This is a genomic window from Gracilibacillus salinarum (assembly GCF_022919575.1).
In the GTDB taxonomy this organism is placed as follows: domain Bacteria; phylum Bacillota; class Bacilli; order Bacillales; family Amphibacillaceae; genus Gracilibacillus; species Gracilibacillus salinarum.
In genome coordinates this window covers 2,297,077-2,308,899 of sequence record NZ_CP095071.1, presented here as the reverse complement: position 1 = coordinate 2,308,899, position 11,823 = coordinate 2,297,077, and the positions used below count along the sequence as shown (strand labels likewise).

The window sequence follows — 11,823 nt, the reverse complement described above, 5'->3', positions numbered from 1 at the left end:
TGCCCGATTCTCTTATTAAGCTTCTTTGCTTTTGTATTGTGCACGGTATTTGCCTGGTGTAATTTCCTCCATTTTTCGGAAGGATCGAATGAAATTCTGTGAATTGTTGTATTGTAACTGTTCGGCAATTTCTTTGACAGACATATTCGTTGTGGTTAACCAGTCTTTTGCTTTATTCAACCGATACCTTAACAGATATTCACTAAAGGAATAGCCGGTTTCTTTTTGAAAGATACTGCTTAAGTAGTTAGGGTTATAATGTAATTCAGCAGCAATCAGGTCTAGTGAAATATCTTTATTAAAATTATCACGGACAAATCGAATCATTTTATCAGAGATTTTCTTGTTCTTTGAATCATCGCGCGCATCGATATTTTCGATGAGTGGTAGAATAATGTCTTCTTTTACCCATTCATGGATCGCCTCTAATGACCTTAAATTTTGGAAATTAGTAATCATTTCTGTTGATTGGAATCTCTCTACATTCACACCTAGCATTTCCTTTAATTCGTAAAGTTCATATAGAAAACGCGATATGATGATTTCTAACTGCTGGTGATTCATATCATGTCGATTTACATAATTAAAAAATTTAGTTAACTCATTTAAAGCTTGTTCTTGATCTGTCAGTTTAATCGCATCAATGATTTTATTCTTAAGCTGGGTCGGGTAGGGGGCGACACTTGAATAACGTCTATTTAGGTTTTCATAGAAAATGATTGACGCTTCGCCCATTTTTAACCGGTATTTAAGTGCTTCTTTACTTTCTTTGAATGCGATACTTGCATCTTCTAACGTTTGATAGCGCTGGCTGATACCGATACTGATGGATAAATGTAATAATTCTTTAATTTTGGCTTGAATTAATTTTACCCGCTCATTAATCGCCTGCATGTAGGCGGCGGAATCTTCTTCATCAGTTAGGATGATTGTTGATTGTGTATCATTACTAACGACAGGAGTTAATCTCTCGTTAGAAGGGATCAAATCTTCTATTAAATTATTAATTGCGAATAAAATAAGATCCTGATCATTTTTATTAAATTTTTTCTGGTCTATTTCGTCAATTTTTAAAGAAAAGACCGTAAGTGAATTCCACTGATCGTTATAATTAAAGGATTTAACTTTTAATGGAATTTCACTCGATGACACTTTTCCTTGTAACAGGCGGATCATAAAGAGCTGCTTCAATTGTGTGATTTGACTTTGTACACGTTTCTCCAATTGATCGTTTTGGTTCAACAGTTTTTCAATGTGTGTTTCAATAAGGTCAAATTCATTTCCGGAATTTGAAGGGAATGATTCCTCATTCATGCTAATGGCACTTTTTAGTTTTTTGACTGGACGATATAAAAATCTGCTGCCTATAAACGCAAAGCAAGATGATATGATTAATAAAATCGTAACAATAAGAGCAGTTAACCAGCCAATCGAGCTTGATTTTGTGTGTAAATCACTTAATTTTACTAAAGATAAATAAGTCCAGTTGTTGTAATCGGATGATTGATACGAAATTTTATAATCCGTCCCATTAATAGTGTATTCAAATTGTCCTTCTAATTCATCTCTGTCAATTTTGTCGTAAAGTCCATTGGGAATGTAGCCATCATCACCTGTATATTCGGAATTACTATGCGCAATTATTTGATTATTCTTATCTAAAATAACAAATGATTCATTATCATTGCTTTGAGCCATAATGTCGTTCAATTCACAGGTAGGGATGATGACAGAGATCAATCCATCAGGGTTGGAAGATAAGACAGGCAACCTTTTAATCAGGTTAATGTATTGTGGGCAACTATTGGTTGTAGCATTCGGTAAGTTAATATCTTCTGCATCTTCCATTAACCACATAGACTTCCTCGGCAAGTTCAAGTAATCTAGGTTGATTTGTTCATAGGTCGGGTTATCAAGATGAACTAAGCCATCATTATTAATCAACCATCTCTTGTCAAGACTGACAAGAATGATGTCTTCGATCCCTGTTTCCAACGTTTGAAGATGGTTTAAATCTTTCCGTAAACTCTGAAAATCATTGAAGGCCATTCCGTTCATTTCTTCATCCAGAAGTGATTTCGTCTGAGCAGAACGTACAAAATAAGTCGTGGATAAATCAATATAACGGAGCACCTGCTCTACGTTCGTTTGAATTTGAAAAATGTTTTGTTTCTTTTCATCGTTTGAATAATCAACAATCGCCTGTGAGGATTGCCAATAAGATAAAACACCTGTAATGATAACGGGAACGGTGCTTAGAATGATGAGTACAGATATTATTTTGAAATAATGTTTATCAGAAAATTTTTTCATAGGCAATCTTCCTTAATCGTGAAATTTAGTACGACCGGCAATTTGCTATGAAGCAGACACCGTTGTCTGATCTAATTGTTCCTGCTGTTTTTTGAATAGCTGTCTAAAGCCGATGTGCACAACAAACATTGTCACATATGCACTGATGCTAAATGTGAAAAACAACGTAACACCAGGGTATTTTAATGAAAGATAGTAAATCCCTGCCAAAACAGTCAATGCACATATAGAGTAATGTAAGTTTACAGCACCGATAGAGACGGCATATCGAATGTATTGCCAGAAGGACAGCTGGTAATGTACATAGACGGGACCTATATACAATACAAGCATGACATAAAGAAAAGCAGCAATAATAAAAATCCCTAATAATACAGGGTATACACTGCTATCACTCATTAGTCCTGTATATTTTAAGAATACAGACAAAAAGTAGCCAATAATATATAAGATGAGACCAAATAAGTTAGCACGAACGAAATTTTTCTTATATGCGTGCCAAAAAGTTTCTGCGACAGCGGTGTCATATTCTTTTAAAACCCATTTGCGGACAACGGTAAACATTGCAATAGTTGCTGGCATGATGCCGAAGAATACGAGACCAAGCAGGGTGAAACAGATCCACAAAATATTTAACCATGCGAAACGTGTAATCCAAACACTGATCCGGTAGAATCCACCCCAAAGTCCTGACATTTCCATCATTGTTATCACCTGTTTCCTAAATAAATGTTAATATATATAAGGATAACTTTTTTTCCTTAAATAGTAAATAGTACTATTGAAGCGCTTCCAAAAGTAATCATATGATAAGGGGGAAAGAACACTTGTGGTTAAAGGGTTTGATGAACAAATATAAGTAAAAATAATCATTATCTTATATGTTTCTTAAGTCTCATAAAATAATGATTATTTACTAAAAAAGATACGTTGATAGGTAAGCGTTTACACAAACTCTGTAAAAGTGATTATATACAAAATGGTAGCGCTTCCGTACTATTAATGGTGTACACAGCGAATGGCTGTGATACCAAAAAACAATTTTTTGGAGGGTGGTTAATTTGAGTAAGTGGAAAAAATTATTAGGTATTATGCTATTGCTTTTATTGCTTGCGTTAACAGCATGTAATAGTGATAGTGCATCTGAAGATGATGGATCCACAGAAGGTGATGATACTTCTGAAGAATCAGGAGATAGTGGTGAAGAAGGTTCTGATGAGCCTTATGCATTTACTATGATGGCAAACTTACACACACCAGAAGTTCCAAATGAAAAAGTATTAACAGAAATAGAATCAGCAACCAATACAGACATTGAAATTCAATGGGTTCCGGATAACAACTATGAAGACAGATTAAATACCGCATTTGCAACGAATTCATTACCAGAAGCAGTGTTCCTGAAGAACCAGACTTCTTTCATTCAATTCCGTGATGCGATGGAAGATGAGCAGTTCTGGGAAGTTGGTCAATATTTAGAAGAATTTGAAAACTTATCTAAATTGAAAGAGAATGTATTAGACAATACACGCGTAAATGGGAACTTATACACCTTATATCAAGGACGTCCTCTTTCAAGACAAGGTCTTATTTATCGTAAAGACTGGGCAGATAATTTAGGATTAGAAGCTCCTACAACAACAGAAGAATTTATGGAGATGGCTAGAGCATTTACAGAAGATGATCCAGACGGAAACGGTAAAGACGATACATTCGGTGTAACAGATCGAAGCGATTTAGTATATGGTGCATTTAAAACAGTTTCCTCATGGTTTGGTACGCCAAACAACTGGGGTGAACAAGACGGTCAATTATTACCAGAGTTTATGTTCGATGAATACAAAGAAACAATGGATTTTTTTAGAGAAATGCACGAGAACGAATATATTAACCAAGACTTTCCTGTAACAAGTAAACCAGATCAGCAAGAATTCTTCAAAAATGGTACAGCAGGTATGTATGTAGGTTCAATGGGCGATGTTGGCAGCTTGCACAATGATGCGGTAGCGATTAACCCTGACGTTGAATTTGATGTGCATAATAATATTGCTGGTCCGGATGGCGAATTTGGTATCTGGGCTATTCCAGGCTACGGAAGTTTAGTAATGTTTCCGAAAAGCTCTGTAGAAACAGAGGAAGAGTTAAAGAAAATCTTAGGTTTCTTTGACCAAATGATGACCCCTGAGGTAATTAATATTGCGTATTGGGGTATAGAAGGTGAGCACTATAATGTAAAAGAAGGAAAAGCATTGCCTGTTGAGGATCAAGATTTAACTGATCGTGAAGTAAAACCATATCAAGCAATCGAAATTGGTGAGCCTGAAACAAACGGGCGTTATGAAGGGTTCTTCGATTATGATGTGAAAGCAAAATCTGAAGAGTTATTTAAAGATAACGAGAACCATTTAATCGAAGATCCAACTGTACCTCTTTACTCTGAAACATACGTAAATGATGGTGCTAGATTACAAGAAATCATTACAGATGCGACTTATCAGTACATTCTTGGTCAAACTGACGAAGCTGGCTTTGATGAAGCTGTAGAGAAATGGAAATCTGAAGGTGGAGATGCCATTATCGAGGAATATAACGCATCTAAATAACTTATTCATGGAGCTGTCTCTCTCAGGCAGCTCCATATCTATCAATCAGCAGAATCAGAGGAGATGATCATTATGTTATGTTAGTTGCTTTAATTGATTAACAAACAAGCGAAACCCTTGAATGACAGCTGTTTCAGCAACTCGTAAGATAATGATTATTTACGTTATACCTGATTGTAGCGTACGATTTTGATAACACATTAATCGTGTTCAAAAAAAAGGACAAGAAGCTTTTTGAACATCCACTAATAGACAAGAAATTTTAAAAGAAAGGATACTGCTTATGGAAACAACAGCACTAACTGCAAAAGAAAATGCGAAACAGGCAAAAAAAATGAAACGCTCCGAAACTTGGAGAAGAATCAAACGAAACAAGATGATCTACTTAATGATTCTTCCCGGAATTATTTACTTTCTCATTTATAAATATTTACCAATGTATGGTCTGATTATCTCGTTTCAGGATTATAAACCGTACAAAGGGATTATGGGTAGTGAATGGGTTGGCTTTGAGCATTTCCAACGTTTATTTGAAAGTACTGAATTTTGGATGATTTTTAAGAACACGCTAGTATTGTTTGGATTACAGATCTTTATCTTTTTTCCGATTCCAATTATTATCTCTTTAATGTTAAATGAAGTGAGACACAGTTTCTTTAAACGAGGTGTCCAGACGCTTATTTATATTCCACACTTTATGTCATGGGTAGTTATCGTATCTATTAGTTATGTGATGCTTACACTTGATGGTGGTATTGTAAACGCTATCTTAGAAACGCTCGGTTTTGAAAAAATAAACTTCCTGTTGAATGAAGACTGGTTCAGGCCGATGTACATTCTTCAAGTTATCTGGCGTGAAGCCGGCTGGGGAACCATTATTTTCTTAGCGGCAATTACAGCTGTAGATCCTCAGCTGTACGAAGCTGCTCGAATGGATGGTGCCAATCGTTTCCGTCAAATGTGGCATATTACAATTCCGGCAATTCGTAACGTTATCATCGTTCTTCTTATTTTGAAAATTGGTGATGTATTAGAGCTTGGTTTTGAACACGTTTACTTATTATTGAATTCTTCTAACCGAAGTGTCGCGGAAATCTTTGATACGTATGTATATGTTGCTGGTCTGCAGCAAGGTCAGTTCAGTTACAGTACGGCAGTAGGCTTCTTTAAAGGTGGCGTCGGCCTTGCAATGGTAGTATTTGCAAACTGGTTAGCTCAAAAATTCGATGAAGAAGGTATTTACTAAGATAAACAACAATTGGCGAGGTGATAATATGGCAAAACAACGAATCTCTGCAGGCAGTAAAGTATTTGACTTTTTTAATTACTTCCTGCTCGCACTATTAGGTATCATTACCATACTTCCATTTATACACGTAGTAGGGAGCTCCTTCGCTACGAGTGCGGAAGTAGCAAACACAAAATTTTTACTTTTTCCAACTGAATTTTCAATAAAAGCTTATGAGTATATTTTCTCTACAGATACGATCTTTCGTGCATTAGGGGTATCCATACTTGTTACAGTCGGTGGGACGTTATGGAGTATGTTATTTTCTACTCTCACTGCATACGGCTTATCAAGAAGAGATCTTGTCGGCAGACGTGCTATTAACTTTATGATCGTATTCACCTTATTATTTAATGGTGGGATGATCCCGACTTTCTTGGTAGTTCAACAAACTGGGTTACTGAATTCTTTATGGGCTTTAATTATTCCTGTAACGATTAATGCCTTTAACATGATTATTTTACGAAGCTTCTTTATGAATCTGCCAGCAGGTTTAGAAGAATCAGCCAAAATTGATGGTGCTAATGATTTCAGCATTTTATTCCGAATTGTATTGCCGATCTCTTTACCGGCAATTGCGACCATTTCGCTATTTTATGCTGTAACTTACTGGAACACATATATGCACGCAATTCTTTATTTAGCTGATGCAGATAAGTGGCCGGTGCAAGTATTACTGCGACAAATCGTTGTACTGGCTAGTGGAATGAACTATGATGCAGAGACATATACAGATGTGCCACCACCAGAAGTTACTGTAAAAATGGCAACGATCGTTGTAGCTACTGTTCCTGTTCTGTTAGTTTATCCGTTCTTACAGAAATACTTTGCAAAAGGTGCATTGCTAGGATCTGTTAAGGGATAATCAACCTTGGCATAAGCCAATTTATATGTAACAGAGGCATTCTCTTTTTATAAGAAATGCCTCTTGCTTTTAACCAAAAATTTGAATAAGACCACCCTGCAATTACAGTAAATGAAAAAGAAGAAAGAAGTGTACATCTTGACACAAAAGAAAGGAAATAAAGAGAAGCGGTTATCCTCTCATGCGGTGCAGATTTTAATCAACCATGCCCTTTTTCAATTTGGAGGTTCCTTGTCGATCATTTTCGTTAATTTATATTTATGGCGTCTGACAAATAGTTTATGGATCAATGGGATGTATAACTTGTTTGCCATTTTTTCTCAGGCTGCCACTACCTTTTTGATTGGCAGGGTATCAAAGAAAAAAGGCAGAACAATTATTTATCGCTATGGGATATTGATGACTGCCGTGTTTTATTTAATGATTGTCATTGTTCAGGAAGCAATTGTTGATTATTTCTATATCTTTGCTTTATTACGCGGCATTGCACAGGGCTTGTATTGGGTTGCCTATTTTACGATTGTGCATGAAGTATCATCTGATCAGAATAGGCATCGTTATTTAGGATGGAATCAGATTGTCATGGGATCTACCAAATTGCTGGCACCAGTAATTTCGGGATATATTATTAGTTTATATACTGGTTTAACGGGTTATCTGATCGTTTTTTCAATGGCTTTTTTCATGTTCTTTATTGCAACGATTGGCAGTTTCAGAATAAAAAAAGAATCCATACGACACCGCACTTATTATATGAAATATCTAAGACAAATTATCGAGCGGCAGAAGTCATTTCGAAATGCTTTAATCGGTTGGTTTATTATAGGCTTTCCTCAAGGGATTCTGATGTATGTGCCGCCAATCCTTATCTATAGTATTTTTGAAAAAGAGAGTGTTGTAGGTTATTTGAATGCGGCCTTTCTTGCTGTCTCCATTGTGGCAAGTTACATTATTTCTCGTTTTGCAAAAGTTGGGCATACCACTGCTTATTTATGGGTAGCGGCGATTGGTTTATTCCTTTCCGGAACATTTTTAGCGTGGGAGATTGCAATCTGGAGTGTGGTTTTATTTATGATCACGAAAAATATGTTTAATCCTCTTCAGGCTAATGCTTATGCGGCGTATTATTTTCAATGGATTAATCGTCTTCCGTTAGGTTCAGAATTCCGTGTCGAATCCGTTGTATTAAGAGAAACCATTATTAATACGGGTAGAGGATTAGGTATTATTACGTTTATGATTTTTTCTAATGAAATAGATACGCATACGGTGGCTTATGTCATCATAGCGGCAATGGCGATCCAGGTTTTATTACCATTATTAACAAAAGTAAAGGAGGAAGGATAATGGCAGTGAATGAATGGGAGCAGGCAGAACCTGGTGTTACACGGAAAATTCATCCGCCGGGGGAACAACTGATGATGATGGAAGTAGCGTTTGAAGCAGGTGCAGAGGGTTCCACGCACTCTTACCCCCATGAACAGCTGACCTACTGTTTGGAAGGAAGTCTGATGTTCCATGTTGACGGGCAAGATATTACGATTCAAGCAGGAGAGTCTTTACGAATTCCTTCTAATGCAGTGCACGGGGTGAAAGCATTAATGAATAGTAAACTATTAGATGTCTTTACGCCATTAAGAGAGGATTTATTAAAAAGAGGTGAATAGTGTGAGTATATATAATATTAAAGAATTTGGAGCGGTATCAGGAAAGGATGCCACAGATGCGATTCAAGGCGCGATAGACAGTTGTGAACAACATGGTGGTGGTACGGTCTACATACCAGCAGGGACATATGAAACAGGTCCAATTGAGCTGAAAAGCAATATGACTTTGCATATAGAGAATGGTGCTCGTTTATCTTTTACCGATGACTTTGAGAGGTACCCGGTTGTTGAAACTCGTTGGTCCGGCTATGTATGCCAAGGTTTTATGCCGTTAATTTATGCCAATCAAGTTACGAATGTATCGATAAAAGGCGAGGGTGTGATTGATGGGAATGGTCGTGCTTGGTGGGAGATTAATAGCAGACTGCGTAAGGGAGAAAGCTATCAATCTCCTAGAACGAAAGAAATAGCGGAAGCGAATACGGACTTTACGGAGCCGGCAGATACCAATTTAGTAGAGTGGCCATCGCAATTCTTACGTCCACCGTTACTTCAGTTTTTTCGATCTGAGCATATCAAAATATCTGATGTAACGGTGTGCAATTCACCATTTTGGAATACACACCTTGTATTTTGTAACAATGTTTCAGTTCAACAGGTTCATTTTCAGAATCCTTCTGATACACCTAATGGTGATGGATTGGATATTGATTCATGCCAAAATGTTCGGATTACAGATTGTCATTTTGATGTTGGCGATGATTGTGTCGTGTTGAAATCAGGTATTAATGAAGACGGCAGGAAATATAATGTACCGACAAAGAATGTTACCGTTACCAATTGTACGATGCATCACGGGCATGGCGGGGTCGTGCTTGGCAGTGAAAATTCTGGTGGTATTGAAAATGTTACTGTTTCTAATTGTGTGTTTGATGGGACAGATCGTGGTATCCGAATCAAGACGAACCGAGAAAGGGGCAGCTACATTCGTAATCTGTTAGTACAAAATATTATGATGGATGACGTACTTTGTCCAATTGCGATCAATTCTTTCTACCGTCACGGAGTTAGCAAAAGTAATCCGGAGCTGCTGGATGCTGCACCTGTCGAGTTTTCCGAAAAAACGCCTGTTGTGGAACATATTAAATTATCTAATATTATTGCGAAGAATTGCCGGGCAGCAGCAGCGTTTATTTATGGCTTGCCTGAAATGCCTGTGAAACATGTCAGTCTGGAGCATGTCACGCTGGAGATGACAATGGATGAGTCAATACCTGGTGGAGAGCCTGATATGGTACGTGAAGGGATAGATATGGCTGGTGAAGGCATGTTCGCAAAATATGTTGAGAATTTATCTCTGCATCATGTCAAGGTACAGCCTCGCACTGGACCCGGATTACGATTAAGTCACGCAAATCATGTCGATATTGAAGCACTTTCCTATGTACAACGAGATGAGCAGGAAACACCTGTCATACTATATGAAGAAACAAGCGAATTGAATGTAAAAGATACTGCAGAAGCTCAAAATTTCATTCAAAAAGTAGGTGTAACAAAATGAAAATGTTTAAAAACCCAATCATACCAGGATTTTATCCAGATCCCTCGATCTGCAGAGTAGAAGATGATTATTATTTAGTCACGTCAAGCTTTGAATATTTTCCGGGAGTTCCTATTTTCCATAGTAAAGATTTAGTCAATTGGAAACAGATTGGCCATGTGTTAGATCGGCCAGAACAGCTAAATCTTGATCAGACTCCTAATTCAAGAGGTATTTATGCTCCGACGATTCGTTATCATCAAGGTACTTTTTATATGATTACGACTTTTGTTGTCAGTCAGACAGGTGCTCGTCGTAATTTTTATGTAACAGCAACAGACCCAGCAGGTCCATGGTCTGATCCGATTTGGCTGGAAGGCGCACCAGGGATTGATCCTTCCCTGTTATTCGATGATGATGGCAAGGTATATTATACCGGAAATCGCAAGCCGCCATCCGGGCAGCAATATAAGAAGCACAACGAGATCTGGCTGCAGGAGCTTGATTTAGAGAAGCAACAATTAGTAGGACCAACATATAGTTTGTGGGATGGTGCTTTAAAAAATGCCCACGCTCAAGAGGCACCCCATTTATATAAGATAGGGGATTGGTATTACTTAATTATTGCGGAAGGTGGAACAGGACATACGCATGCTGTCACTATTGCGAGAAGTAAGCATGTGACAGGACCATATGAGATGACAGAAACGAATCCAATTTTAACGCACAGGCATTTAGGCAGGAATTATCCGATTGTCAATGTCGGTCATGCTGATATCGTTCAAACACAAGATGGTGACTGGTGGATGGTTTGTCTTGCCTCGAGGCCATACGGTGGCTATTATCGTAATTTAGGGCGTGAAACGTTTCTCGTACCGTTTGTCTGGGAAGACGGCTGGCCAATTGTAAATCCAGGTCAAGGGAAAATAGAGACGGAGATGCCTTTTCCCAATTTAGAAGAGCATAAGTGGCCAGCATTGCCTGCGTGTGATTCATTTGAAGCGCAACAATTAGATGACAGGTGGAATTTCTTGCGAACACCTAGAGGAGCGTTCTGGTCCGTAACGAATCGCCCAGGCTACTTGCGCTTAAAGGCGAAGAAAGAAACCATTATGGAGGAAGAAAACCCAGCGTTTATTGGCAGAAGGCAACAGCATATTGATTTCTTTGCACAAACTGTTATGGAATTCGAGCCGAAAGCTGCGAATGAGTCTGCTGGACTTGTACTTCTGCAAAACCATGATTATCAGTTCCGTTTAGAAGTATTATTAGAGGGTGAGCAACAGGTTATTCAGCTTATTCGCCGTGAAGCGGGAGATGATCAAGTGCTCGCTAAAGAACCAATGGATCATTACCGTGTGTTCTTAAAGGTGGAAGCAGTTGGGCAGAATTATTCCTTTTTCTATGCGACAGAGCCGTTCGAGTGGCGTGAGCTGGCAATAGATGCAGATGGAAGAATCTTAAGTACAGACTTGGCTGGCGGGTTTATTGGATCTTATATCGGTCTGTATTGTTCAGGTAATGGGCAGGAAAGTGACCGTTATGCTGACTTTGATTGGTTTGAATATCAGGGAACAGAAACTGAATAAAAAATAAGAAAAGAGTGA

Annotated in this window: 9 protein-coding genes; 7 read left to right on the top strand and 2 right to left on the bottom strand. The window is 37.9% G+C overall.

Annotated elements, in window-relative coordinates; all coding sequences use genetic code 11:
* Positions 1–15: 15 nt before the first annotated feature.
* Both MUN87_RS10660 and MUN87_RS10655 read right to left on the bottom strand, forming a co-directional pair.
* Positions 16–2,313: a helix-turn-helix domain-containing protein gene (locus tag MUN87_RS10660; RefSeq protein ID WP_244747745.1), complete on the bottom strand. Its 2,298-nt coding sequence runs from the start codon at positions 2,311–2,313 to the stop codon at positions 16–18.
* 45 nt (positions 2,314–2,358) lie between these two features.
* A complete protein-coding gene (locus tag MUN87_RS10655; RefSeq protein WP_244747744.1) occupies positions 2,359–3,018 on the bottom strand; it encodes a YesL family protein in 660 nt (219 codons plus the stop codon).
* A gap of 356 nt (positions 3,019–3,374) precedes the next feature.
* Between MUN87_RS10655 and MUN87_RS10650 the strand changes: the two genes are divergently transcribed.
* The 7 genes from MUN87_RS10650 to MUN87_RS10620 all read left to right on the top strand — a co-directional run bounded on the left by MUN87_RS10650 (position 3,375) and on the right by MUN87_RS10620 (position 11,805).
* A complete protein-coding gene (locus MUN87_RS10650) occupies positions 3,375–4,916 on the top strand; it encodes an extracellular solute-binding protein (protein ID WP_439649651.1) in 1,542 nt (513 codons plus the stop codon).
* Between the two features lie 283 nt (positions 4,917–5,199).
* Entirely contained in the window at positions 5,200–6,162 is a 963-nt protein-coding gene (locus MUN87_RS10645) for an ABC transporter permease (protein ID WP_305037452.1), read from the top strand.
* Between the two features lie 28 nt (positions 6,163–6,190).
* On the top strand, positions 6,191–7,069 hold the full coding sequence (locus MUN87_RS10640) for a carbohydrate ABC transporter permease (RefSeq protein ID WP_244747743.1): 879 nt from the start codon (positions 6,191–6,193) through the stop codon (positions 7,067–7,069).
* Between the two features lie 138 nt (positions 7,070–7,207).
* On the top strand, positions 7,208–8,416 hold the full coding sequence (locus tag MUN87_RS10635) for an MFS transporter (protein ID WP_244747742.1): 1,209 nt from the start codon (positions 7,208–7,210) through the stop codon (positions 8,414–8,416).
* Positions 8,416–8,736: a cupin domain-containing protein gene (locus tag MUN87_RS10630; RefSeq protein WP_244747741.1), complete on the top strand. Its 321-nt coding sequence runs from the start codon at positions 8,416–8,418 to the stop codon at positions 8,734–8,736. The genes MUN87_RS10635 and MUN87_RS10630 overlap by 1 nt, the downstream gene beginning before the upstream one ends.
* A gap of 1 nt (position 8,737) precedes the next feature.
* Positions 8,738–10,237 (top strand): glycoside hydrolase family 28 protein, encoded by a 1,500-nt coding sequence (locus MUN87_RS10625; protein WP_244747740.1) that lies wholly within the window; start codon positions 8,738–8,740, stop codon positions 10,235–10,237.
* Positions 10,234–11,805: a glycoside hydrolase family 43 protein gene (locus MUN87_RS10620; protein ID WP_244747739.1), complete on the top strand. Its 1,572-nt coding sequence runs from the start codon at positions 10,234–10,236 to the stop codon at positions 11,803–11,805. The genes MUN87_RS10625 and MUN87_RS10620 overlap by 4 nt, the downstream gene beginning before the upstream one ends.
* Positions 11,806–11,823 lie beyond the last annotated feature (18 nt).

Bases quoted from the DNA above. Each gene is read 5' to 3' on its own strand.
- MUN87_RS10660 (WP_244747745.1), bottom strand. From the start codon at position 2,313: ATGAAAAAATTTTCTGATAAACATTATTTCAAAATAATATCTGTACTC.
- MUN87_RS10640 (WP_244747743.1), top strand. From the start codon at position 6,191: ATGGCAAAACAACGAATCTCTGCAGGCAGTAAAGTATTTGACTTTTTT.
- MUN87_RS10645 (WP_305037452.1), top strand. From the start codon at position 5,200: ATGGAAACAACAGCACTAACTGCAAAAGAAAATGCGAAACAGGCAAAA.
- MUN87_RS10655 (WP_244747744.1), bottom strand. From the start codon at position 3,018: ATGATGGAAATGTCAGGACTTTGGGGTGGATTCTACCGGATCAGTGTT.
- MUN87_RS10620 (WP_244747739.1), top strand. From the start codon at position 10,234: ATGAAAATGTTTAAAAACCCAATCATACCAGGATTTTATCCAGATCCC.
- MUN87_RS10630 (WP_244747741.1), top strand. From the start codon at position 8,416: ATGGCAGTGAATGAATGGGAGCAGGCAGAACCTGGTGTTACACGGAAA.